Source organism: Mucilaginibacter sp. KACC 22773 (assembly GCF_028736215.1).
Classification (GTDB): Bacteria; Bacteroidota; Bacteroidia; order Sphingobacteriales; family Sphingobacteriaceae; genus Mucilaginibacter.
In genome coordinates, this window is record NZ_CP117883.1 from 6856715 (window position 1) to 6881718 (window position 25004).

The window sequence follows — 25004 nt, forward strand, 5'->3', positions numbered from 1 at the left end:
GTTAATCAACAACAATACCCGCAACAATGAAAACGCTTAATAACCACATGATCCTTTTTGATGCCGAATGCCCCATGTGCAGTGTTTATACCAAAGCCTTTGTAAAAACCGGCATGCTTGATGATGGCGGCAGGGCTGCCTACCAAACCATGCCCCAAATTGCTTGCCCGGTTTATGATAGGCAACGTGCCGTAAACGAAATCGCCCTCATCAACCTAAAAAGCGGCGAGGTTACCTATGGCATCCAAAGCCTGTTTAAAATATTGGGCAACGCCTGGCCGGTATTTACACCCTTATTTGCTTTTAAACCTTTTGTTTGGCTGATGAGCAAAGTATACGCTTTTATCTCCTACAACAGGCGGGTTATCATTCCGCCGGTTCATGAGGATACGGACTTTGCTTACAAACCTTCTTTTAAACTGCATTACCGGATAGCCTACCTGCTGTTTACCTGGTTTTGCACCGCGTATATATTAACCCGCTATGCGCATTTGCTGGTGGGCATGGTACCGCCGGGCAATGCTTACCGCGAATACCTGATTTGTGGCGGGCAGGTAATTTTGCAGGCCGCTGTGATCAGCGGCTTTGCCAAAAACAAGCTTTGGGTCTACCTGGGCAACATGATGACTATCTCTTTTGCCGGCAGTTTGCTGCTGCTTATCCCGCTTGCTGTTAACCATTGGTTTCATCCCGGGCCGTTAATGTGCACCATGTTTTTTATAGGTGTGGCCGGGCTGATGTTTTTAGAGCACATCCGACGTACAAAGCTGCTGCAATTGGGCTGGGTAATGACCATCAGCTGGGTAATTTACCGCATTGTTTTATTGATCCTTATCCTAAACTGATATCATGAAAGCGTACAAAAAAATCGTGCTGGCGGGTGGCAATGGTTACCTGGGTACTGTGCTGGCCCAATATTATAAAGATTTGGCCGATGAGGTTATTATCCTGGCCCGCAAACAAGCCCCGGCTGCCGGCAACATCCGCACGGTGGTTTGGGATGGCAAAACAGAAAACGGCTGGACTGTGCAGCTCATTCACGCCGATATGCTTATTAATCTTTGTGGTAAAAACGTAAACTGCCGCTATACCAAAAAGAACAAGGCCGCAATCATCGCCTCACGTATTATACCTACCAAGCTGTTGGGCGATGTGATCCATAAAATGGTTGATCCGCCAAAGCTGTGGATCAACATTACCTCTGCCACCATTTACCGCCACGCCGAAGACCATCCGCAGGACGAAGCAACCGGCGAGATAGGTTACGGGTTCAGCATCGACGTATGCAACATTTGGGAAAGCACTTTCTTTAAGTGCGAAACGCCTCACACCCGTAAAATAGCTTTGCGCCTGGGCATCGCGCTTGGTCGCAGCGGCAGTGTTTTTCCGCGCCTGCTCAACCTGGTAAAAATGGGAATGGGGGGCCGGCAAGGCGGCGGGCAACAATACCTTGCCTGGGTGCATGAGCACGATGTTGCCCGCAGCACGCATTTTTTGCTTGATCATCCTGAATTGGAAGGCATTTACAATTGCGCCGCACCCTATGCCGAAAAGAATGCCGATTTTATGCGGCTCATCCGCAAAGCTTACGGCCTGCCTGTTGGCCTGCCTGCACCACAATGGTTGCTGGAAATTGGCGCCTTTATTATCGGCACCGAACCAGAACTGATATTAAAAAGCCGCTGGGTAAAACCGCAGCGCCTGCTTAATGCTGGTTTTACCTTTCAGTACGAAAAGGCGGAGCATGCGATACATGATATTTTGAGTATAAGGGGGTAGGAATCGGATGCCTGTGTCCTCACAGGCATCTTGCCGCTATGCTGTCGGTTTACCTGATCAAATGGAGAACATTAATCTGTGAGGACACAGATCGGGGAAATAGCGTTTGCCGAAAATTCTGCATCCATAACGTATTTGAGATCAAATAAGCATCAGCTTTGAACGCTGGCGAGTCTACGTTTGATGCACCTTATTTTCCCCTTAAAAATTGCAAAACCTGAAAATCAGCAAAATATATTGAGGAGTAACAGCCCGCATTTAAATATCATCCCCCACTTTCTTCCCCACCTCTTTCGTCATTTTCAAAGTAAGCAGTAGCAAAAGCCCCAAAGCAATTATAATGGCCACCCAAATCAACACGGTATAATCCTTTCCGGCTTGAGCCTGGGCCTGCAAAACAGCATTGTTTTTAAGAACAGCCCCGTGGCTGATGGTTGGGATATTATCCTTTATACTATCGGCAAAAAACTTCAGGTCGTATTCGGGTGCCTGCGCGGTCGAATCGCCGGCCAGCAGGCGGTAGCTTTGTTTGCCATCAAGATAACTTACCAGGAACTGGTCGGTCTGGTAGGCATCAATGCCGGTAACGGTTAATGGCTGGTTATCGCCATTGGCTATCTGTAGTAACAGCTGGCTGGCCTTTGCAGAAAGCAGCAGGTCGTTGTTTTTGGTTGAGTTTAATTCAGCTTCGGCAATAACTTCTTTATAACCGCCAATAATTTGGTACACCGTTATGTTCCGTTTGAAGTATTTAGGCGCGCTGATATTTAAATGCAGCTTATTTACCTGGTAATTATCATTTAGTTTTATGCTGATAAAGGTGGTTTTATTGCTGTCGGCATGCGTAAACCGAAGCGAGGGGATGGGTGTATAAGCCAGCGTTTTGGCATATTCGGTATAAATACCGGCCTGCAAAAACTTAATAGGGGTTTTGTTTTTATCGTTTACCAGCATTTTCAAATAACGATAGCTGCTGGCCGGGAACGAGAGCAATTGCAGGTACGAGCCTTCGCTGTTTTGTACTGCCTCCTGCAAGGGGATGTTTTCCTGTATGGCAAACCATTGCTGCAGGTCGTCGCTACCCATCAGGTTTACCTTGCGTTGCACGGCGGTATTTTGCAGTTTTATCCACAGCCTATCAAGCGCCAGGCCTGTTTTATTTTCAACTACATAAGTGGTGCCTGTATCGGCCGGCAGGCGCGTATCTACCCGGTTAAAGACAACAAAGCTTTGCTGATTTTTTTGCGGCAGGCTGCCGGCCTGTATGTAAGACACAAAGTTGCCTTTGGCATCGGCAATGCGGATATCGGCCATGTCATTCCCGGCCTTGGCCACAAAGCCGGGTTTCAGGCTGATGCGGTAAAAGCCCGTACTATCCACCTGTTGCAGGGCAGCGCCATATTTAAAGCTTTTTTGCGCCGATGCCGTAAACATCAATCCACACAAAAAAGCGGTTAAGGCAATGTTAGTCTTCCTTGTTTTTAGCAGTTTCATCATCAACAATAATTTTTTTAACCTTTTGGTACATAAAGGATATAATAAGCAGCAGTACGCCCAGGCAAAAGAATGCCGCTATTTTTCCGGCCTGCGGTATATCTACAATATCATAAGTAAACAGCTTGAGCAGCGTTACCGAAAACAGGGTTAACGATACTATCCGCATGGTACGCATTTTATTACGCATGCCCAGCCACATAAGGGCGAAAGACAGCAAGCCCCATAATATAGGCAGCGTGGTTTTAACGTATACCGTTTCTACACGTTCAATGGAGTGCATATTACTGTAAAATAACAGGTTACTCAGCAGGCAAAACTCCAGGCTTAAAAACACTACAATGCCGGCACTCAGGATCCAGGTGAAAAGCGTTTTCATCCCTTCGTCCATAGTGGTTTGGCAAAGGCGGATGGTACGGTAAAATAACAGGCCGATAAGCACGGCGCTTATCCAGTGTGCTGCAAAATGGCCCGATGGCGTTTTTTTGCCGGTGAGGATATCTGTCAATAAGCCAAAATACTGCGGCATTAAAACCAGGTATATGATAATACAAACCCAAAGTATGGCTATCCGGATGTTGTTACTAAATTGAATTGCCGGTACTTTTAACGATACCAGGTAATAGCCCAGTATAAAAGCCGGCGTATACAGCATCATGTACAATATATTGAGCGATGTATCTGGATACCTGTTTAAAAACTGGTGGTTAATCTCGACAAGGCCGCTTAAAAATAACAGCGCCAGCCCTACGGTGCAGAATAGGTTTTTGCTGAATTTTATCCCGGTGTCGTCACTTTCGCCGCGGCTTACCAGCACCGATAACAGGAACGAGCTGATGGCGGCTACCAGTGTTGTAATAAAGCCCCTGTTTGCAATAACGGTAAGCTTAATGAGGTGATCGGGGTAAATCTGGGACCAGTCCATCAGCAGGCTCAGCAACATGGCTATCCATAAAATAAGCGAGGTAAGCTTCATTAATTTGATTGACGAACGGAGATATAGCCAGTAAAGTACCACCGTTTCGGCAGCCCAGAACAGGGTAATACTGTTGCCATGCAGTTGAATAGGCGCAGCCAGCGATATAAAGGTGAGCGTAATGCCAATAAGCAGGTACAATACATTGGTATCAACCTTGCGGTTACGGAACAGGATGTATGACAGGATGAGGTTTACTACTGCCAAACTAATGCAAAACAACCCGCGGAATTGCTCCTGGTGCATAGCGGTGAGCAGGTACAAGCCCGCCGCAAAATAAAGCCCGGTATTGATTAGCAGGATGCTGAAATCTGACCCGATAAATTTTTTGTTCTCTTTTACGTTATTGGCCACATTGATGGCGAAGTAAAGTACATAAAATATGCTGCCGTAAATTAACCCGTAGTGATAGGTTGGCGCCGTAAGTGTATACACAACCCCGCCAAAAACAATTACCGTAAACGCGAAAGATACGATATTGAGCACCCGCCATGCTTTATAATAGGCAATGATGAGCAGGCCGGTATTCAGTATGAGCAGGTAAATAAATAAAGCATCGTAATTGGCCTTGCCCGTGCTCACCATAAACGGACTGCCAAAACCGCCAACAAGCGCTATAACCGCAAGTTCCTGCTTATCGTATAGCAATGAAAGCAGCACCGCAAAAATGGTAATAACAATAAGGATAATAAATGCCGCGGTTTGGCTGAACAGGTGAAACTGGTGAAAGGCCAGCGTTATGGTAAAATAAAACACGGCCAAACCGCCACCGGCCAATACCGAGCTGAACGCTTTATAACTGTTGCGTAACCAATGGGCAATACCTACCAATATAGCGCCGCAGGCAATACCAATACCTACACGGCCGGCAGGGCCAACCCAGCCGCTATCAATAGCAAATTTTACAAAGTAGCCAATGGCCAGCACCAATATGGCTATACCTATTTTATTAACCAGGTTTTCGCCAATGAATTTCTCCAGGTCGGGGTAGCGTTCAAAAAAGGAAAGCTGTGGCTGTTCGGGTACAGGCGGGGTGGGTGGGTTTGTTTTTACAGGGCGGCTAATAACCGGTATGCTATCGCTGATTACTTCGGGTTGTCTTTCAACCTTAACAGGTTCCGGCTCAGGTTTTATCACCGGTGGTATCGGTGTAGCAGGAGGTTCAGGGGCTTTTATAACGGGAATGTCTTTGATAACAGGTTTAGCAACCTCTTCGCGTTCGGGAGGTTCTTCCGTCAGTTTGGATACCCGTAAATGTTCAATCATCCGCTTTAATTCCAGCACCTGGGTTTCAAGCGCTTCTATATGGCGGCCAACGCTGCTTTTGTTATTTACAATTAAAACAATAATCAATACGAGTAAAACAACGATAAAAAAATCCATAGCCTTAGGTTTATTAAAATTAAAGATAGCGGAATTATGATATTATTATGTGTTTTTAACAAATAAGAGGGGTTTCTTCCTGAACGCAAAGATGCATAACTGCGTTTACAGGCATAATGTATTGCGGTTTACATCAACATCAATTTGAACGCCGGCTACGCAGCGCCGGCCGACCACCCGCCGGGTTACGCCGCACAAAGGGTGAGGTTATTCTTTTAGCCCCGCGTTACGATATGCATCATTTGCATGTTCATAACTTCAGGAAAATTCACAGCATACTTTACCGGGAAAACTATTCCTGGTCCGGTTTTTTCGGCAGGTTTTTCATGTTGAATTTGGGCTTGTAAGCTGGCTTAGCGGCAGGCGTTTCTATGGCGGGCCCGGCGCTTTCTGCTTCAGGTGGCGATGGTGCAAGGGGTTCGGTTTTTACTTCGGGGGCCGGTGCTACATCTTCTTCTACAACGGGCTTTGGCTTCATCATGGCCGCGTTAAACCGTGGCTTAAAACCGGGTTTGGCAACAGGTGTTTCTGCGGCTGGTGCAGGTGGCTGTTCTTTTACTTCCGGCTTATCAGCAGGGGCACCGTTTTCTTCGGCAGGCTTTGGCTTCACCATGGCCGCGTTAAACCGTGGCTTAAAGCCGGGTTTGGCAACAGGCGTTTCAGCGGCTGGTGTAGGCGGTTGTTCTTTTACTTCCGGCTTATCAGCAGGGGCATTGTTTTCTTCGGCAGGTTTTGGCTTTACCATTGCCGCGTTAAACCGTGGTTTAAAACCGGGAGGCTTCGCAGCAGGTGTTTCTGCGGGCGGTGTAGCCGCTCCGCCTGCAATATCCGTTTTTTGTTCAATAGCATCTTCAGCCGCTTTGGGTTTCACCATGCCCGGGTTAAAACGTGGTTTAAATGCTGGTTTGGGTGCTATATTTTCGGATGGTATTGATGCATCTGCCGCTGTCGTTTCTTCAGGCTTTTCTTCAGCAGGTTTTGGTGGTACGGCTGTGGCCCCGAATTTTGGTGTAAAACCAACTTTTGGCGACGGTGTTGCGGGTGTTGTCAAACCATCGGTAATCGTTTGTTCGGCCAAAGGATTGGCAATGTGTAAACGTTCGGTTTTAATTTCGGGGGCCAACGGAAACCGGCGCCTTAGTTTATTGAACCAGTATTTTTTGGTATGATCAAAACTTTTCTCGCCCATTTGCTCAAAGTGATCTTTAAATTCCGAAAACAATGATCCCTCGGCTACTTGTAAGGCAGCAAGGTCAATCTTTTTCTTTTTAAAAAACTCTTCGAATAGCATATGTGTTAATTTGAAGATTTGAAAATTTGAAGATTTGAAAATGAGCTCATTAATTTTCAAATTGACACATCTTCAAATTTTCAAATCGCCTATAAAGTCACGTCCACATCCAATTGGTTAAAGTGGATGCCTTTATCTGTTTGTTTCCAGTCGTCACGTTCCTCGTCGGTAGCGTTCATCAGTTTGGGGAACCACTCCAGCGGGAAAGCTTGCTGCTTACCATCGGGCTTTTCTACAAAAAGCAGGCCGTTAGCAAAGCTTACCTTTACTTTCTTTTCTTCCTTACGTGAGCTGAATAGTGGCATGTTTCTTTTAATTTGAGAATTTGAAGATGTGTCAATTTGAAAATGAAAAAAGCACTATTGATTTGAGGATTTGAAAATAAAAAAGTATCAGCGCTTAAAAATAATTTCCGCCTTTATCAGGCCGTCTTCAAATTACTACCCTATCAAACCATCTTCAAATTTTCAAATCCTCAAATTTTCAAATCAAAGTTTACTCCGCCATGTTATGGTACACCGCCTGTACGTCGTCGTCCTCTTCCAAACGGTCAATCAGTTTCATGATATCAACCACCTGTTCTTCGGTTACTTCATGGAATGATTGCGGTACACGCTCCAGTTTGGCCGATTTTACTTCAACTCCGGCTTCTTCCAGCGCTTTTTGCATTTTTCCAAAATCTTCAAACGCGGTATGGATTACGCCGATATCTTTTCCTTCTTCATCTGCTTCAACAAACAGGTCTTCCAGGCCGGCATCAATCAGTTCAAACTCTAATTCTTCCAGGTCGCGGTCGCCAGGCTCAAAAGTGAATACCGATTTGCGGGTAAAAATAAAATCTAACGAGCCGGTTTTTCCCAGCGAGCCGCCATATTTGGTGAAATAACTGCGCACGTTGGCAACGGTGCGGTTGGTATTATCGGTAGCCGTTTCAACCAAAACGGCAACGCCATAAGGCGCATAGCCTTCATATACAAGCTCTTCGTAATCTTTTTCGTCGCGGCTGCTGGCACGTTTTATGGCGGCTTCCACGCGGTCTTTAGGCATATTTACGGCCTTGGCGTTTTGTACCGCGGTACGTAAGCGCGAGTTGGTGTTTACATCGCCACCGCCTGCTTTTACGGCCATTACAATTTCTTTCCCTAAACGGGTAAACTGCACCGCCATTTTGGCCCAGCGCTTAAACTTTCTTTCTTTGCGGAATTCAAATGCTCTTCCCATAACTTTTGTTTTGTCGATGGTCCATAGCCTATAGACCATGGACGGGCAGCGAATATAATACTGTTTTAATACGTATGCAAAAATACGATTAAAACCTTTATCCTTTAACCTTTTACCTGGTATCGGGGCAGCGGAGATACTCGCCACCCATCTAAATAAAGTATAAAATCATGTAACGATAATGGCGCAGCACATGTCTTATAATCATGATGAAACTGATACACGTATTTCTGTTGCCCTTATTCATGCTGTTACTTTTTAACTTTACCCAGGCGCAAACCAACACCGGTAAAATTTCAGGGGCGGTTTTAGATGATACTAAGAAACCACTTGATGGCGCAACCGTTATTTTACTTGCCGCAAAAGATTCAAGCGTGGTAAGTACCCAGCTTGTTAACCCGGATGGTGGCTTCGCATTTAAAAACATAAAGGATAATACATACCTTATTAAGGCTACTTATATTGGCTATAAAACTTACCTAAGCGACCCGGTGATTGTAAGCCGGCAAAAACCGGTTAATTTACCCCCGTTTATTTTATCGCTCGCAGGCAAAAAGTTAAATGAGGTGGCCATAACTGCCCAAAAATCATATGTACAACAAAAAATTGACCGCACGGTAGTTAATGTTGGGGCGCTGATATCAAACACCGGCGCCAACGCTTTGGAAGTGTTGGCTAAAACACCCGGTGTACAGGTAGATGCCGATGGCAATATCACCTTTAAGGGAAAAAGCGGTGTAATGGTGATGATTGATGATAAACCAACCTATCTTTCGGCCGCAAACCTGGCAACTTACCTGCGCTCGTTACCGTCATCGTCATTAGATCAGATAGAGCTGATGGATAACCCGCCGGCCAAATATGATGCCGCAGGAAATGCAGGCGTAATTAATATAAAAACTAAAAAGAACACCACCAGGGGGTTTAATGCGGTGGTTTCGGCCAATTATGCACTCGGTTTTTATGGGCGTACAGACGAAAGCATCAACATGAATTACCGCGTTGATAAAATTAATATTTTTGCCAACCTTGCCTATAACAAGCAAAAAACCTTCAGGCGGCTGGAAATTGACCGCGATTATTTTGATGCCAATGGAGATAGAACCTCGTCCTTAAAGGATATATCCTATTTCAGGCCATCCGGTAATAACACCAATATTAAAGCCGGGATGGATTACTACTCATCGTCAAAAACTACCTGGGGTGTGGTATTTACCGGCGAAATATCACGCGATCATGACAGCAGCCCGGTATACAGCTTATTATATGGTAAAAGCGGCGGCCTGGATTCAACCATAAATACCCTGAATACATCCACCAATAAGTTTGACAGCAAGGGTATAAACCTGAATTATACCCATAAGTACGATAGTACAGGCAGGACCCTTACATTCGACCTGGATTATATTCACAATGCAGCCGGCAGTAACCAGATGTTTGTAAACAACACTTTTTTACCCGATGGTACTTTAACAAATTCGCAAACGCTGACTGATAATTTGCCATCCACCATTAATATCTATTCTGCAAAGGCCGATTACACCCGTCCGCTTAAGGGCAAGGCAAAGCTGGAGACCGGGGTTAAAAGCAGCTATGTGAGTACAGATAATGCGGCCAATTATTTTAATGTGATTGATAATGTAAGCACCATTGATTACAACAACACCAACCGGTTTTTATATAAAGAAAACATCAATGCTGCATACGTTAATTTTAACAAAACCCTCGGCCGGTTTTCATTACAAACCGGTTTACGGGCCGAGAACACCAATGGTTCCGGCCATCAGCTGGGGAATGCCCAAAAAGCCGACTCATCATTTGTTAAGCACTATACCAACCTGTTCCCGACGGCTTATTTTTCATACAACCTGGATACCGCCGGCCATAATGTGCTTGCCATGTCGTATGGCCGGCGCATTGGAAGGCCCAGCTACGGAAGCTTAAATCCTTTTACCTTTTTTGTAGATAAATTTACTTACTTTTCGGGCAACCCTTTCCTTAAATCGCAGTTTACTGATAATTATAAACTGGCGTATAGCTACCGGAGTTTGTTTACCGTTGCGCTTACCTATAATTATACTACCGATGTTCAGGGCGAAACCATTCACAACAGCAACAACGTGTTCATCAGCACCCAGGGCAATATAGGGCGACGGAAAACAATCAACCTGTCTGCCAATACCAACTTTCAACCGGCCAAATGGTGGTCGGTTAACCTATATGCCGAGGTTTATAAAAACACTTACCAGGGGGCGTTTTACACCGGGTACCTTAATCAGTCGCAATACACATTTTCGGGCAACGGCAACAACCAGTTCACTTTATCCAAAACCTGGAGCGCCGAATTAAGCGGCTTTTATGATAGCGGGGGCACTTACGGACAGTTTGTTACACTACCCAAAGGTATGCTTAACGCCGCCATTCAGAAAAAAATATTGAACAATAAGGGCTCCATTAAGTTAAATGCGCGCGATATTTTCCACACCTTCAGGCCAAGCGGCACCATTACCAATATTGTGGGCGCCAATGCCACCTTCCATAACTTTTTAGATACCCGGGTAGCCACACTGGCGTTTACCTATAGTTTTGGTAAATTAACCAACACACCCCAAAAACGTGATACCGGCGGCGCCGAAAGCGAACAAGGCAGGGCGCATTAATTGTAGCGGGTGTTTTTGAATACGGAGACACAGCCAATAAAGCCCGTGTCGGCGTTGGATAATTCCATAGGTGCCAGGACGGCTTTTTAGTTTCCTCCCAACAGGAGGTGCGGCTAAGTTTGAGCGCAAAGGCAGGGAGGGGTTTATACGAGCGCCGAGTTGCAAAGCGACTTGAACGCCTGATTTAACCCCTACCTCCTCCTTCCCCAGGGAAGGAATCGCACACACCCTGCGCTTTTTTTCTTCCAAGCACCTATTGAGATAACTTCAGCAATGGCATGGATATCCAAACGCCAATCCACAAAAGTGATTATCGGGCAATGAATGCTTTTTCTGGCAATTACATTTTACCATAGCTGATATTCACCAAAAGAGATGCGAACTTGCCTTAATCAGGCATCCGGTATATTAGGTTCTACCAGTTTAATGAGTTTCTCCAGCGATTCCTGCCAGCCCAGGTAACACATTTCGGCGGGTATCATTGGAGGTATTCCTTCCTGCAGTACTTTTAGCTCGGTACCTACCATTGTTTTTTGAAGCCAAACAGAGGTGGTCATTACGCCCGGCATGTTGGGGTCATCAAATTTGTCGGTATATTTCAGGAACTCATTGGGTTTCACATCCAAATATTCGCCACCAAATGAATGGCCGTTACCTGTTGTAAAATTATGAAATGACATTTTAAAAGTACCACCTACCCGAACGTCCATTTCGTGTACGGTACAAAGAAAACCGTAAGGCGGCAGCCATGAAGCAATCGCCGTAGCCTCGGTAAAGGCACGATATACCTTTTCAGGCGAAGCCTTAATAACTCTGTGCAATGAAACTTTGTTGTCTGACATAAAATCGTTTTTTTATATTCCTACTCGTTTGGCTTTTCGGATCGCCCGTTTTTGCAAGTGGTAGCTGCTCCACCGTTTGTTGTTATTTGTTTAACAAAAATGCAGGTAAAAAAAGATATTGAGCAGGGCAGGAAACGACAATTTGCAACCAAATTTGCGACAGGCCTGCACTTGGTTAGATTGCCCGAACAGGTAGTCAAAAAAAGTAAAGCCAGCGAATATCTGATTGCTTTGGCCCGCTGGGGGGGGGTAATTACTTAAAAGCATTGACGATCGTTGAGTGGACCGCAAGAAAACAAGCAAATAAATATTGGATGACGAATATCGAATGTCCAAATCTATTTTTTTTATTCGATATTGGACATTCGTTGTTCGATATTTAAATCAACCTTAATTTAAAGGCATCAGGGATACCTGAAGTACAAGAAAGGAAAACCTTTAACCTTTTACCTTTCACCTTCCTAAAGTACCCGTTTCAAATTCTCCAGCATATCGGCGGTCATTTTGGGCAGGTCATATTCCAGTTTCCAGCCCCAGTCTTGCTGCGCGCTGCTGTCGTCAATTGATTTGGGCCAGCTATCGGCAATGGCCTGGCGCGGGTCGGTATCTGTATAGCTAATCTGGAAGGCCGGGATATGTTTTTTAATTTCTTCGGCCAGTTGCGTTGGTGTAAAGCTGATGCCGGCCAGGTTGTATGACGAGCGGATTTTAATTTGCTCTGCCGGTGCATCCATCAAACTAATGGTAGCCCTGATGGCATCTTCCATATACATCATCGGCAGGGCGGTATCTGCCGAAAGGAAGCTTTGGTACTTACCATTCTTTAACGCCTCGTGAAATATGTGCACCGCGTAGTCGGTGGTGCCGCCGCCGGGCGAGGCTTTCCAGCCGATAAGGCCGGGATAGCGGATGCTGCGCACATCAACACCATATTTTTCAAAATAATACTCGCACCAGCGCTCGCCAGCCAGTTTGCTAAAGCCATATACCGTGTTGGGGTCCATTACGCAATACTGCGGCGTATTATACTGCGGCGAGTGCGGGCCGAAAACGGCGATAGAGCTTGGCCAGAAAACCTTGGCCGTTTTAAACTCTACAGCAAAATCAAGCACATGGATAAGGCCGGTCATGTTTAAATCCCAGGCCATTTTTGGCTTTTTTTCGCCTACGGCAGATAGGATAGCAGCCAGCAGGTAAACCTGGGTTGGGCGATGTTTATCAAATATGTGGTGCAGGTTATGCTTATCAAGCACATTTACAATTTCGAAGGGGCCGTTGTTGCGGATGGCGTAGGTAGGATCGTTAATATCGGAGGCGATTACATTTTCGGCACCGTGAATGCCGCGTAATGCCATAACCAATTCGGTACCAATTTGACCATTGGCACCAATCACTAAAATTTTTTCAGTCATCAACTTTTAGTTTTGGCAAATGTAGGAATTTGCCTGAAAAAGTTAACCGTTGATTTAGTATCAAGTAGCAAGTAGTAAGTATCAAAATTGTTGCAATAGCAATAGCAGTATCAAGTCGTTAGTATCAAGTGGTAAGACCGCTGCAAAAAAAATCACGGGTCAAAATCTTGCTACTTGATACTAACTACTTGATACTTCTTTAAACTTTTTTGCTTTATTTTGCTTTTATGTTAAAAATCAGACTTGCCCTGCTTTTATTAGCATCGATAGCCTGCAGCACATCGGCAATTGCCCAGCAAACCGATTCGCTGAAAAAGGACACCGTTAAAATTGATACCGCCGTGGTTAACAGGTTGCGTGTGAGCCCGCGCCCAAACTCAATTCCTACACGGGTGAGGCCCATCCAGATCCAGCGCGAGCAAATCCCGGTTACCATGCTTGACTATAAGGTTATCCATTGGAAAAAAGCGGTAGCGTTCGGGCTCAACTTCAGTCAGTCGGCTTTTACCAGCAACTATAGCGCCGGAGGTGTAAATTCGGTGGCCCTGGGCACAAACTTTGTATACCACACCGAGTATAACAACGCGCCTTTCAGCTATGTATCCGAGCTTAACCTTACTTATGGCGTAGCCAAAAATAAAGGCCAGGGCAAACGTAAAACCAACGACAGGATTTACTTTGATAATAAGGTAGCCTCGCAATTATCAAAACATTGGTATCTTTTCGGGGCGCTAACGTTTGAGTCGCAGTTTGACAAAGGATTTAACTATGTAGACCAGGGCAACGGCCGTTTTGATGCTCAGCAGATCTCGAATTTTATGGCGCCGGGGTATTTAACCGAATCTTTGGGTTTGGAGTATAAGCCAGCCCCTTATTTTGATTTGCGTTTAGGTACGGGTACCGCAAGGCAAACTTTTGTTTTAGATAAAAGCGTACGACGCTTTCAAACAGATAACTACGGCGTAGATACCAACAAAACCGTAAAAAACGATTTAGCATTTCAAATGGTAGCCCTATTTGATAAGGATATTATGAAAAATATCCACCTGAACACACGGTATGCATTGTTTATCCCATATGGCCAGTCGCTTAAATATGTTACCCACCGTGTTGATGCCGTGTTATCGGCCCGGGTAAACCGTTTAATCAACGTTACCATTAATGGTACGCTGTTATATGATCAGCATACCTCAAAAGATGCCCAGGCTACAGAAGGCCTGGCGCTGGGAATGTTGTATAGGTTCCCTTAATTGGTGAGTGGTGAGTGGTGAGTGGTGAGTGGTGAGTGGTGAGTGGTGAGTGGTGAGTGGTGAGTGGTGAGTGGTGAAAATTTGGTAGCTGCAGGTTTGTTTTGCTTTTTTTGACTTTATTTCCGTTTTTTTCTCAAAAAACCGTACGCTCCTCCGGCAGCATGCCATTAAAAAGCAATTGTATAAAAGTTGTGTTTTTTTGAAGTTTCTTACAGCTTATTTGAATCAAATCATGCAATTTTTGTGATTTTTCGCGTTTTTTTGCATTAAATATTGCAAAAACAGCGTTAAAGGGCCTCTTGAAAAAACCGGTAGCAAAACATTTAAAAAAAAACCGGACTTTGTTTTTGGGCCGATTTTGCCGCACCAAAAACGGCATATACATCTGTCTTAAAATTAACTTTCAAAATCATACCTTTGTAACCTCAAAACTGGGATATTACAATGTTTGAAAATCTTTCGGATAAACTCGACAGGGCCTTTAAGGTACTGAAGGGGCAAGGAACTATTACTGAGATAAACGTGGCCGAAACCATGAAGGAAATCCGCAAGGCCCTTCTTGACGCCGACGTAAACTATAAAACAGCCAAAGCATTCACTGACGATGTAAGGCAAAAAGCACTGGGTAATAATGTATTAACAGCCATATCGCCAGGCCAGTTGCTTACCAAGCTCATGAACGATGAGCTTACCGCGCTTATGGGCGGTACCACAGCCGAGCTGGAAATAAAGGCCTCGCCAACCATTATCCTGATTGCAGGTTTAAACGGTGCGGGTAAAACAACTTTTACAGGCAAGCTGGCCAATTATCTTAAAACGCAAAAAAACAAAAAGCCCTTACTGGTTGCCGATGATATTTACCGCCCAGCGGCTATTGATCAGCTGGAAGTATTAGGCCAGCAAATAGGCGTACCGGTATATTCAAACCGCGAATCGAAAGATCCTGTTGCCATTGCGCTGGAGGGTATTGCTTTGGCCAAACAAAATGGCCATAATATAGTGATTATTGATACCGCCGGCCGCCTGGCTATTGACGAAGCCATGATGGTGGAAATTGAGCAGGTAAAAAGCGCAGTAAAACCACATGAGATATTATTTGTGGTTGACTCTATGACCGGCCAGGATGCCGTAAACACCGCTAAAGTGTTTAACGACAGGCTTGATTTTACCGGGGTAGTATTAACCAAGCTTGATGGTGATACCCGCGGTGGTGCAGCCTTATCTATTAAATCGGTTGTAAATAAGCCGATTAAGTTTATAGGTACCGGCGAAAAAATGGAAGCGCTTGATGTTTTCCACCCCGATCGTATGGCATCCCGTATCCTGGGCATGGGTGACGTTGTCTCTCTGGTTGAGCGCGCCCAGCAGCAGTTTGACGAGAAGGAAGCTGCCGAGCTGCAAAAGAAGATCCGCAAAAACAAATTTGATTTTAACGATTTTTACAGCCAGATACAGCAGATCAAAAAAATGGGTAACATGAAGGATCTGATGGGCATGATTCCGGGCGTAGGCAAAATGATGAAGGATGTTGAAGTTGATGATAATGCTTTTAAAGCTATCGAGGCCATCATCCAATCCATGACACCATTCGAAAAATCGAACCCCGAAACTATTAACCAAAGCCGCCGTAACCGGATAGCCAAAGGTTCCGGAACTGATTTAACCGAAGTAAACCGGCTAATGAAACAGTTTGACGATATGAAAAAGGTAATGAAGCAAATGAGCAACCCCGCCGCCATGGCCGGCATGATGCGCCGGATGCCCAAAATGTAAGTTTGCCGGCTTTTTATAGCGCATATTTAAAAAATACACTTAGGCCCCGGATATTTACCGGGGCTTTTTTTGCTTTAGGGCATTGCTTTTAATGCCCGGCAAACTGTCTGCTTTTTTTTATTTTTCGGCAAGCTTTTGCTGTCTTTTGTCTGCTATTCTATACAAAAACAGTTCAATTTTCCTATTATTCTGGCTTTATTTTTCCAATGGCATATCATTTGTCTATGTAATGTCATGATACCGGTTTAATAACCCGGCATGCAACATAAACTTAATAGATAGATAAAATGAAAACTTTAGTTAAATCAGTATTATTTACAGCAGCTTTATTCGCAGCAAAATCCGGTATTGCACAGGTTAACGTAGGTGCAGCAACGGCAACAAAAATTGTTACCCAAACTGCATTACCATCTGTGAATGCTGCTACTGTGGCTCAAAAAGCCGCAGCTACAACTACCAATATCAGCAACCAGGCCGCCGCACAGGCCCAAAGCGCTGCCGCCCGTACCGCAGCCCAAACTCAGGCAGCAACTAACGCGGCCGCCGCACAATCGCAGTCAACTGCAAACCAGGCTGCCAACGTAAGCGGAACAGCTAACGCTGCCGCCGTAACAAATGCCGATGCAGCAGTTAACAAAACCGACGCTGCCGCAAGCCTTGCAGGTTCGGGTAGTGTAAGTGGTTCAGCATCGGCAGATAAAGCCGCAACAGCCGCAGGTAGCGCAGTTACAGCATCAAAAGATGCCGCAAGCAATGCCTCAGCAGATGTTAGCGCTAAAGCAAATAACGTTGCAGCTAAAGCCGCAGCAGCTAAAAATGCCTCGGTTAATGCTGCTTCTGCAGCAAGCAAAAAAGCAATAGCTGCCAGGAAAAACGTAAGTATTAGCAGCAAAGGAAGCGTAAGCAGTTCTGGTAGTGCAGCTACAACTACAAAAAGTACCAAAGCAAGCTTATCACACAGTGGCTCATCTGCAACCACGGTAAAAGCAGGTAAAAAAAGCGCTACTGTTAGCGCTTCGGGCAGCAGCTCAACTAAAGTAAGCGCTGCTAAACAATAACATCAAATTATAATAATATCATTAGCAAAAGGGCCGTTAACGGCCCTTTTGTTGATTTAAAACATACGCTAAGCACATCAAATCCTTTATGAAAAAATATAAACTTATCGTGCTGCTTATTATTATGGGCAGCGGTACAGTCTCATTTGCACAGCGAACCGTTACCGATACGGCATCAAAAAAGCCGCAGTTAAAGGAGTTGTTTGTAAATGCCGGACTTCAATATATTTCCAACTTAACGTACGCCGGACGTCGCGACGATAGCAGCGTGCCATTATTACTGCCAACGCTTACACTGGTAAGCAAACATGGATTTTTCCTGAGTGCCATCGGTTACTTTGATCTTAACGGATCAAAATCGGGCGCCGAAGGATTAAGTATAACTCCCGGATATGTTTTTGGGTTTGATAGTAAAAAGTATTACGGCGGCACCATATCGGCCACCAAGTTTTTTATCACCGGCAGCAGCCCTATCATCCTCTCGTCTTTTAATGCCACCATTGATGGTTCATTGTACGCCAACCCCGATAATATTGTAAAACTGAGCATTGGCGGTAGTTACCGCTTTGACAAAAACAACAAAAACGATATCATCAATACTGCCGAACTATCTAAGGAGATATTTGCAGTTAAAACCGGTGCCACGAAATTAAATGGCCTTAAGCTTACGCCAACCGCATCGCTATATGCCGGTACACAATCGTTTTACCAAACCTACTACACCGAGTCGCAGGTAACCCGATCGGTAGAGACCCCGCAGAAACAAACGCCTATTAACATATTGTTCCCAAATCAGCCTAAACAAACTATCATCACCCAAACCGTAACCCAGGAAAATCAAAAGGAAGTAAGGAAATATCAGTTGCTTGCCTTTAGCGGGTCGATACCGGTTACCTATGTTATAAACAAAGTGCAGATAGTTTTTACACCATACCTCATAAAACCATTTAACCAGGTTGATTATGTGAGTAATACATCAAAAAATGGGCTTTACTTTTTATTTTCGGCGGGGGCCAGCGTAACTTTTTAATATAATTGCGTTTTTTCTCGCGTAAAAATATTAACACATGGTTTAAATGCTATGGTTTTTTATAAACTTCGCATTTAAACCGTTTTGTATGCGTTCAATCCTCTACTATAAAAAACTATTTCCTGCTGCTTTTGCCTTTTTCGCGTTATCTGCCCATGCCCAGGTTCCCGGCTCGGCAATTGATGTGCAGCACTACAATTTTGCGTTACAGCTTAATGACGACAATAACAATATAAAAGGCGAGGCCACCATAGCCATAAAATTTATAAAGGATGCTGCCTCCTTTAGCCTGAACCTGACAAAAAAGAATGCAGGAGGCAAAGGGATGACCGTATCTGCGGTGACCGAAAATGGTAAACCTCTTAAATTTGAACAGGATAGCGATGCTGTTAAAATATACACACTGGTAAAAGCCCCCAGCAGGCATAACTTTGTAATTAGCTACGAAGGTGTACCTGCCGATGGATTGATCATATCAACCAACAACTTTGGCCACCGTACTTTTTTTGGCGATAACTGGCCAAATAGGGCCCATAATTGGCTCCCCTGCGTTGACGACCCGGCAGATAAAGCTACCGTTGACTTTGAAGTAACCGCGCCCGATCATTACCAAGTGGTGGCCAACGGTTTACAACTGGAAGAGAAAGCCCTGGATAATCACTTAAAACTTACCCATTGGCAGGAAAACGTGGTGCTACCTACCAAAGTAATGGTTATTGGCGTTGCCGAATTTGCCATTGACCATCCCGGCGATGTAAGCGGTATCCCGGTTTATTCCTATGTGTTTCCCGAAAACAAGGAGGCCGGTTTTAAAAACTATGCTATTGCCAAAGATATACTGCCATTTTTCATCAAAAAAGTTGGCCCTTACAGTTACGAGAAACTGGCCAACGTACAATCGAAAACGATATTTGGCGGGATGGAAAATGCAAGCGCGATATTTTACTTTGAAGAGTCGGTTACCAGCAAAGGCATCGAGGAGTTAATGGCGCACGAAATAGCCCACCAATGGTTTGGTGATGGCGCAAGCGAAAAAAACTTTGCCCACCTGTGGCTAAGTGAAGGTTTTGCCACCTACATGACCAACCTATACCTGGAAAATAAATATGGGGCCGATACCTTAAAAAAGCGGCTAATTGAGGATAGGCAAACCGTTATTGATTTTGAAAAGAAAAGGCTTAGCCCGGTGGTTGATACCGCTGTAAAAAACAAGTACATGCAATTGCTAAACGCCAACAGTTACCAAAAAGGCGGCTGGGTACTGCATATGCTTAGACGCAAGCTGGGGGATGTTATATTTTGGAAAGGCGTAAGTAATTATTACACCATGTATAATGGCCGCAACGCGAACACTGCCGACCTATGCGCAGTGATCGAAAAAGCCAGCGGCCAAAACCTAAAACTATTTTTTAAACAATGGTTACGAACAGCCGGTCACCCCGATTTAAAGATAACATGGATGCAACGCGCAAATAGTTCTGTTGTCGAAATATCGGTAACACAAAAACAGGCATCGCTTTACGAGTTCCCGTTGGAGCTTACGGTTAACGGCAAGCCCTACACCATGAATATTAAAAATAAAGAAACCGGGCTTAAAGTGCCGGTGACTACTGGTGACGCTAAAATAATGGTTGATCCTAACGTAAATTTACTGGCATCCTTTAGCCTGGAAGGCATTACTGCACAGAAGTAATAAGCTTGTTACTATTTGCTAAATAAATCAACAGCCTATTGATTTATAAATTTTTATAATTATCATTGTGTAATACCTACACAATGATAATTATTGGTTTATTGCCCAATAAATCATGGTAATGGTATACGTTATTCAGCCCCCGGATAATCCATAAACCAATTATATTAAACCAGATAACCATGAATAAAAACTCAACATTTTGGGCTTTGCTGGCCATTTGCCTGCTGCCATTATTTGGCTACAGCCAAAGCAGCGATGCCATTATTGCCGGCGAAAGTGTAGCCGTAACCAGCACCGATGCAGGGCAGGTACGCGGGTACGTCCACAACGGTACCTTTAATTACAAAGGCATACCTTACGCAACTGCCAAACGTTTTATGGCACCCGAAAAGCCCGCTCCATGGCAGGGTGTCCGCGCATCGCTGGTATACGGCGCTGTTTGTCCTATCGACCCAACCACTACTGTTAACGACCCTATTGAGTTTGGCTTTCAGCACAACTGGGGCTATATGAATGAGGATTGTCTGAAACTCAACGTTTGGACTCCAGGCATTAACGATCAAAAGAAACGCCCCGTAATGGTTTGGCTGCATGGCGGCGGTTTTGCTGCCGGCTCGGCCATTGAACTGCCATCCTATGATGGCGAAAACCTGAGCAAAAAAGGCGATGTTGTGGTGGTATCCATTAACCATCGTTTAAACCTGCTGGGCTTTTTAAACCTGTCGGCCTATGGCGATAAATATAAATCATCGGCCAACGTGGGTATGATGGATATTGTTGCTGCCCTGCAATGGGTAAAACAAAATATAGCCAGCTTTGGCGGCGATCCGGATAACGTAACTATTTTTGGCCAGTCGGGTGGTGGCGGCAAGGTTACTACCTTAATGGCGGCGCCATCAGCAAAAGGCTTGTTCCATAAAGCTATTGTACAAAGCGGCAGTTACCAGTCAAAATTTATGGATAACGATGTATCAAAAAGAATTGGCGCGGCTATGCTGGAAGTATTGAACCTGCAGCCAAACCAGGCTGATTCGTTACAAACCATATCATACGAACGCCTGAGCGCCGCCGCAAAAAAAGCGTTACCTAAAGTTGCCCAGCAATTAAAAACCGAAGGTAAATCCGTTGCCGGTTTTGGCCTGGGCTGGGAGCCGGTTAACGATGGCGTGTTTTTACCCTACCAGTTAAATGACCCGGCCGCTGCCGAACTATCAAAAAACATTCCCTTACTGGTTGGCTCAACTAAAACCGAATTTATGGCCTCGCTGATAAACCCGGCTATCCGTAACTTTAGTATGGACGATGTTAAAGGATATCTTCAAAAAAAATATGCTGATAAAACAGAAGCTTATATGGCCGAGGTTTTAAAAGCCTACCCGGGCACTGTAAAACCATCCGATTACCTGGATATCGATTTAGCAACTTTCAGGCCGGGTGTTATCCGCCAGGCCAACGCAAAATCGGCAGTAACCGGCGCGGCGCCGGTTTATATGTATATGTTTACCTGGCAATCACCAGTGGCCGATGGCATGTTTAAATCCATCCATTGTATCGATATCTGTTTTGAGTTTGATAACATTAAACGCTGCGAAGAAATGACCGGCGGTGGTAAGGATGCCTACGCCTTAGCCAATAAAATGAGCCAGGCCTGGATAAATTTTGCCCGTACCGGTAACCCAAATGCCAAAGGCTTACCCAACTGGCCTGCTTACACCGCCCAAAACGGCGCGGCTATGTTATTTGATAACAAAGCCGAAGTAAAATATCATCATGACGCTGCCCTGCTTCAAATGGCATCGGCAAAATAAAAATCTGCAAGTTTAATAATATAAAACGGCTGCCTTTTGGTGGCCGTTTTTGTTTACCCGAAAGGTAACGCTATCCCGGTTTATTGACGTTTAGTCGCTCGCGCAAACTTTTATATGGCAATCTTCAAAAATTTGAAATTTTTACATAATATAATTTTGCAGTTTGCGTTATCAACCAAACAATCCATTCCATCGGCTCGTTTAACTACCAACTATTAACCTTTAAACCATTAACATCATGAACACAGCAGCAATTAAATCCATGTATGTAACCGCTTACAGATGGAACGCCAGAAATTTCGGACAAGGTGGCCTACCCAAATTTAACTCGCTTTTTGGCGTAAGTTTCCTGTTAATCCTTTTGCTAACCAACCTGCTGATGTTTACCCAGCTTTGCTTACACCAAAAATGGTTTAATATTAACCAGGTAACTGCAACTGTAATGCTTTTGGCCGCCTCGGGCGCACTGCTGCTTAATTACTTTATATTACTAAACAACGGCCGGTTTAAAAAATGGAATATTGCATTTGAAAAACTGAGCAAAAACAATCAAAAAGTATGGTCAATTATGTTGATGGCCTATGCTGTGATTTCCTGTGTCTTTTTCCTGTTTGTAAATACCCTTTGATCTTTCAAAAAATATCAGCCTGATTTTGACCGTGTTGGGTACACAATAACAAAATTTAACTATCCGGTTATTTTAGGGCTATGCTAATTACATGAATTGTGTGTTATTTTGTATTATCTGCCGGCAATACCGGCGGGTAATATAAAGTATACCGTAGCCATGAAAAAAATCACAAAATTCAGCTGTTTTATTTCCTTACTTACCTGCGCCATACTAAACGTTGCCCAGGCACAAACCAAAGCCGACGTGTTTAACCCTAAAGTACCGGTTACCTGGCTGGGAATGGATTTTTCCCAGGCAAGGTTTATTGGTTCTGAAGCGGCATACAAGGCGTCGGGCGAACTATTGAACTCCGAGTTTGTAGGTAAATTTATCCCGGCATGGGCAAACCTGTTTATAACCGAGCCAAAAACATACAACGTGCCCCGTGCTTCGCACCGAGATAGTGTACACTTTGCATTCAAGGTTACCGAAGCTGTAAATAACGCCATCACCAAAAACTTTTTTACCGAGAAGCCAAGCGACTTTAGTACCCTTAAAGAAAAAGACATTGTTGATTTGGTAAAGAATTATGATTTCCAGGGCCAGAAAGGCCTGGGCATGATGATGTTTGTTGAAGGTATGAGTAAAGCAACACATGAGGCCGGTGCCTGGGTAACCTTTGTAAACATGAACGATAAAACGGTTTTATTTACCGTTTACAAAACCGGGAACAGCCGTGGTTTCGGCTTCCGTAACTATTGGGCACATTCGTGGTACAACATCCTGAAAGATTTTGCAAGCGATTTTGATACGTATAAACAACGGTTATAACATTTGACAGCGGCGCCCATAAGGCGCCGTTTTTGTTTTAGGGCACATTTTTATATTCCTTTTATGTTGCGATACTTAAAAATTTTTATCTTACGCTTTGAACAAACTTTATCATCGTGTTAGTTAAAACTTTTGGCAGTGCGGTTTATGGGATACAGGCTATCACCATTACAGTTGAGGTAAATATAGCGGCAGGGACCAAATATTTTATTGTGGGCCTGCCCGATGTGGCTATTAAGGAAAGCTATTTCCGTATTGATTCGGCACTAAAAAATTGCAATTTCAGGATGCCGCGCCAGCAGGTGGTGGTAAATATGGCCCCGGCCGATATCAAAAAAGAAGGCTCGTCATATGACCTTACCATTGCTACCGCCGTGTTGGCTGCCTCGGGCCAGTTGGATGCCGAAGAACTGGATAAGTACATCATCATGGGCGAGCTATCGCTTGATGGCAGCCTGCAACCCATCAAAGGTGCGTTGCCCATTGCTATACAGGCCCGTAAAGACGGGTTTAAAGGATTCATCCTCCCTAAACAAAACGCCCGCGAGGCCGCCATTGTAAATGACCTGGAGGTTTATGGTGTTGAAAGCATTAAAGAAGTGGTAGGCTTTTTTAATGGCGATATCAAGCTCGAACCTGTAATAGTAAACACCCGCGAAGAGTTTTACGACAGCCTGTGCAACTACGACAGCGACTTTAGCGAAGTACGCGGCCAGGAAAACATCAAACGCGCCCTGGAAATTGCAGCCGCGGGCGGTCATAACGTTATCCTGATAGGCCCGCCGGGAGCCGGCAAAACCATGCTGGCCCGCAGGCTGCCATCTATTTTACCACCACTAAGCTTATACGAAGCGTTAGAGACCACCAAAATCCATTCTGTTGCAGGTAAGCTTGCCGCTGCCGATGCATTGGTAACTATCAGACCTTTCAGGAGCCCGCACCATACCATCAGCGACGTAGCACTCGTAGGCGGCGGCAGCAATCCCGCCCCCGGCGAAATTTCGCTGGCCCACAATGGAGTTTTGTTCCTGGACGAATTGCCCGAATTTAAACGCAGCGCCCTGGAAGTAATGCGCCAGCCGCTTGAAGAACGTCGTGTAACCATATCAAGGGCAAAGTTTACGGTTGATTACCCATCAAGCTTTATGCTGGTAGCCAGTATGAACCCCTGCCCCTGCGGCTATTACAACCATCCCGAAAAAGAATGTATTTGCCCGCCGGGAATGGTGCAAAAATACCTGAGCAAAATATCCGGCCCGTTGTTGGACAGAATCGACCTGCATGTGGAGGTTACCCCGGTTAATTTCAACGAGCTATCGTCAGACAGGCTGGCCGAAAAAAGTGAAAACATCCGAGAACGCGTAATCAAAGCCCGCGAAATTCAGATAGAACGTTTTGGCAACCGCCCCGATTTACATGCCAACGCCCAAATGAGCCCCCAAATGGTACGCGACCTGTGCAAAATAGATGCCGCCGGCCAAACCCTCCTGAAAAAAGCCATGGAAAAGCTTGGCCTGAGCGCCCGCGCCTATGACCGCATCCTGAAAGTGGCCCGCACCATTGCCGACCTTTCCGCCAGCGAAGACATTAAACTGGAACACCTGGCCGAAGCTATTCATTTCAGGAGTTTGGATAGAGAGGGCTGGGCTGGGTAATTATAGTTAAAACAGAGGCTTAAGGTAAAATAGTCTATATTGTAGATATCAAACTGCGCGGGTTAATCTTCATTAATGCTTTATATCTGATATGCGGTTTGGAAATTATTTTGCTTCTCCTTAAAAAAAACAGGAAAGCAACTGGCGTGTATATTGGATGTTTTCTTTATATTAGACGCCAAAACCGAACCTTATTGACCTGCGCTCAACTCAATCAATCAAACTTTTTAATCAA

20 protein-coding genes are annotated in these 25004 nt (G+C 44.8%); 13 read left to right on the plus strand and 7 right to left on the minus strand.

From position 1 onward, the window contains the following. Nucleotides 1–26 precede the first annotated feature (26 nt). The gene (locus PQ469_RS28380; protein WP_274210675.1) at nt 27–845 is read left to right on the plus strand and encodes a thiol-disulfide oxidoreductase DCC family protein; all 819 of its coding nucleotides are present in this window, start codon (nt 27–29) and stop codon (nt 843–845) included. Between the two features lie 4 nt (nt 846–849). Then, on the plus strand, nt 850–1779 hold the full coding sequence (locus tag PQ469_RS28385; RefSeq protein ID WP_274210676.1) for a TIGR01777 family oxidoreductase: 930 nt from the start codon (nt 850–852) through the stop codon (nt 1777–1779). A 258-nt stretch (nt 1780–2037) separates the two neighbouring features. Here the strand turns inward: PQ469_RS28385 and PQ469_RS28390 are convergent, their stop codons facing one another. From PQ469_RS28390 to PQ469_RS28410, 5 genes are all read right to left on the minus strand, one after another. After that, complete coding sequence (locus tag PQ469_RS28390) at nt 2038–3276, minus strand: hypothetical protein (protein ID WP_274210677.1); 1239 nt, start codon at nt 3274–3276, stop codon at nt 2038–2040. After that, nucleotides 3245–5632 (minus strand): DUF2339 domain-containing protein, encoded by a 2388-nt coding sequence (locus PQ469_RS28395; protein ID WP_274210678.1) that lies wholly within the window; start codon nt 5630–5632, stop codon nt 3245–3247. Before PQ469_RS28395 ends, PQ469_RS28390 begins: the two co-directional genes overlap by 32 nt. Nucleotides 5633–5924: 292 nt before the next feature. Then, nucleotides 5925–6923, minus strand: coding sequence for a hypothetical protein (locus PQ469_RS28400; RefSeq protein WP_274210679.1), 999 nt, complete (start codon nt 6921–6923; stop codon nt 5925–5927). 89 nt (nt 6924–7012) lie between these two features. Then, a complete protein-coding gene (locus tag PQ469_RS28405; protein ID WP_090651542.1) occupies nt 7013–7228 on the minus strand; it encodes a DUF2442 domain-containing protein in 216 nt (71 codons plus the stop codon). Between the two features lie 190 nt (nt 7229–7418). After that, a complete protein-coding gene (locus PQ469_RS28410) occupies nt 7419–8144 on the minus strand; it encodes a YebC/PmpR family DNA-binding transcriptional regulator (protein ID WP_090651649.1) in 726 nt (241 codons plus the stop codon). Between the two features lie 206 nt (nt 8145–8350). Here PQ469_RS28410 and PQ469_RS28415 point away from each other — a divergent pair, with 206 nt between their 5' ends. Continuing rightward, nucleotides 8351–10804: a TonB-dependent receptor gene (locus PQ469_RS28415; RefSeq protein ID WP_274210680.1), complete on the plus strand. Its 2454-nt coding sequence runs from the start codon at nt 8351–8353 to the stop codon at nt 10802–10804. A gap of 392 nt (nt 10805–11196) precedes the next feature. Here the strand turns inward: PQ469_RS28415 and PQ469_RS28420 are convergent, their stop codons facing one another. Beyond that, nucleotides 11197–11646, minus strand: coding sequence for an SRPBCC family protein (locus PQ469_RS28420; RefSeq protein WP_090651540.1), 450 nt, complete (start codon nt 11644–11646; stop codon nt 11197–11199). A 99-nt stretch (nt 11647–11745) separates the two neighbouring features. Between PQ469_RS28420 and PQ469_RS28425 the strand changes: the two genes are divergently transcribed. Beyond that, entirely contained in the window at nt 11746–11907 is a 162-nt protein-coding gene (locus PQ469_RS28425) for a hypothetical protein (protein WP_274210681.1), read from the plus strand. Between the two features lie 200 nt (nt 11908–12107). On the opposite strand, the gene PQ469_RS28430 is transcribed toward PQ469_RS28425, so the two are convergent. Then, on the minus strand, nt 12108–13058 hold the full coding sequence (locus tag PQ469_RS28430) for an NAD-dependent epimerase/dehydratase family protein (RefSeq protein WP_274210682.1): 951 nt from the start codon (nt 13056–13058) through the stop codon (nt 12108–12110). A gap of 227 nt (nt 13059–13285) precedes the next feature. On the opposite strand from PQ469_RS28430, the gene PQ469_RS28435 reads away from it, so the two are divergent. From PQ469_RS28435 to PQ469_RS28475, 9 genes are all read left to right on the plus strand, one after another. Further along, nucleotides 13286–14308, plus strand: a complete 1023-nt coding sequence (locus PQ469_RS28435; RefSeq protein WP_255369881.1) for a DUF3078 domain-containing protein — start codon at nt 13286–13288, stop codon at nt 14306–14308. A gap of 444 nt (nt 14309–14752) precedes the next feature. Further along, a complete protein-coding gene (ffh, locus tag PQ469_RS28440; protein ID WP_274210683.1) occupies nt 14753–16081 on the plus strand; it encodes a signal recognition particle protein in 1329 nt (442 codons plus the stop codon). 287 nt (nt 16082–16368) lie between these two features. Beyond that, nucleotides 16369–17139, plus strand: a complete 771-nt coding sequence (locus PQ469_RS28445; protein ID WP_274210684.1) for a hypothetical protein — start codon at nt 16369–16371, stop codon at nt 17137–17139. An 88-nt stretch (nt 17140–17227) separates the two neighbouring features. Continuing rightward, complete coding sequence (locus PQ469_RS28450; RefSeq protein ID WP_274210685.1) at nt 17228–18169, plus strand: hypothetical protein; 942 nt, start codon at nt 17228–17230, stop codon at nt 18167–18169. Between the two features lie 88 nt (nt 18170–18257). Further along, complete coding sequence (locus PQ469_RS28455; RefSeq protein WP_274210686.1) at nt 18258–19862, plus strand: M1 family metallopeptidase; 1605 nt, start codon at nt 18258–18260, stop codon at nt 19860–19862. A gap of 182 nt (nt 19863–20044) precedes the next feature. Beyond that, nucleotides 20045–21673 carry a carboxylesterase/lipase family protein gene (locus tag PQ469_RS28460; protein ID WP_274210687.1) on the plus strand — a complete coding sequence of 543 codons (1629 nt, stop codon included), beginning with the start codon at nt 20045–20047 and terminating at the stop codon, nt 21671–21673. 238 nt (nt 21674–21911) lie between these two features. Beyond that, nucleotides 21912–22301: a hypothetical protein gene (locus PQ469_RS28465; protein ID WP_274210688.1), complete on the plus strand. Its 390-nt coding sequence runs from the start codon at nt 21912–21914 to the stop codon at nt 22299–22301. A 159-nt stretch (nt 22302–22460) separates the two neighbouring features. Beyond that, on the plus strand, nt 22461–23114 hold the full coding sequence (locus tag PQ469_RS28470; RefSeq protein WP_274210689.1) for a hypothetical protein: 654 nt from the start codon (nt 22461–22463) through the stop codon (nt 23112–23114). A 116-nt stretch (nt 23115–23230) separates the two neighbouring features. Then, the gene (locus PQ469_RS28475) at nt 23231–24769 is read left to right on the plus strand and encodes a YifB family Mg chelatase-like AAA ATPase (protein WP_274210690.1); all 1539 of its coding nucleotides are present in this window, start codon (nt 23231–23233) and stop codon (nt 24767–24769) included. Nucleotides 24770–25004: the final 235 nt, after the last annotated feature.

Coding starts and splice junctions, on each gene's coding strand:
- PQ469_RS28380 (WP_274210675.1), top strand. CDS start 27: ATGAAAACGCTTAATAACCACATGATCCTTTTTGATGCCGAATGCCCC.
- PQ469_RS28385 (WP_274210676.1), top strand. CDS start 850: ATGAAAGCGTACAAAAAAATCGTGCTGGCGGGTGGCAATGGTTACCTG.
- PQ469_RS28390 (WP_274210677.1), bottom strand. CDS start 3,276: ATGATGAAACTGCTAAAAACAAGGAAGACTAACATTGCCTTAACCGCT.
- PQ469_RS28395 (WP_274210678.1), bottom strand. CDS start 5,632: ATGGATTTTTTTATCGTTGTTTTACTCGTATTGATTATTGTTTTAATT.
- PQ469_RS28400 (WP_274210679.1), bottom strand. CDS start 6,923: ATGCTATTCGAAGAGTTTTTTAAAAAGAAAAAGATTGACCTTGCTGCC.
- PQ469_RS28405 (WP_090651542.1), bottom strand. CDS start 7,228: ATGCCACTATTCAGCTCACGTAAGGAAGAAAAGAAAGTAAAGGTAAGC.
- PQ469_RS28410 (WP_090651649.1), bottom strand. CDS start 8,144: ATGGGAAGAGCATTTGAATTCCGCAAAGAAAGAAAGTTTAAGCGCTGG.
- PQ469_RS28415 (WP_274210680.1), top strand. CDS start 8,351: ATGATGAAACTGATACACGTATTTCTGTTGCCCTTATTCATGCTGTTA.
- PQ469_RS28420 (WP_090651540.1), bottom strand. CDS start 11,646: ATGTCAGACAACAAAGTTTCATTGCACAGAGTTATTAAGGCTTCGCCT.
- PQ469_RS28425 (WP_274210681.1), top strand. CDS start 11,746: ATGCAGGTAAAAAAAGATATTGAGCAGGGCAGGAAACGACAATTTGCA.
- PQ469_RS28430 (WP_274210682.1), bottom strand. CDS start 13,058: ATGACTGAAAAAATTTTAGTGATTGGTGCCAATGGTCAAATTGGTACC.
- PQ469_RS28435 (WP_255369881.1), top strand. CDS start 13,286: ATGTTAAAAATCAGACTTGCCCTGCTTTTATTAGCATCGATAGCCTGC.
- ffh (WP_274210683.1), top strand. CDS start 14,753: ATGTTTGAAAATCTTTCGGATAAACTCGACAGGGCCTTTAAGGTACTG.
- PQ469_RS28445 (WP_274210684.1), top strand. CDS start 16,369: ATGAAAACTTTAGTTAAATCAGTATTATTTACAGCAGCTTTATTCGCA.
- PQ469_RS28450 (WP_274210685.1), top strand. CDS start 17,228: ATGAAAAAATATAAACTTATCGTGCTGCTTATTATTATGGGCAGCGGT.
- PQ469_RS28455 (WP_274210686.1), top strand. CDS start 18,258: ATGCGTTCAATCCTCTACTATAAAAAACTATTTCCTGCTGCTTTTGCC.
- PQ469_RS28460 (WP_274210687.1), top strand. CDS start 20,045: ATGAATAAAAACTCAACATTTTGGGCTTTGCTGGCCATTTGCCTGCTG.
- PQ469_RS28465 (WP_274210688.1), top strand. CDS start 21,912: ATGAACACAGCAGCAATTAAATCCATGTATGTAACCGCTTACAGATGG.
- PQ469_RS28470 (WP_274210689.1), top strand. CDS start 22,461: ATGAAAAAAATCACAAAATTCAGCTGTTTTATTTCCTTACTTACCTGC.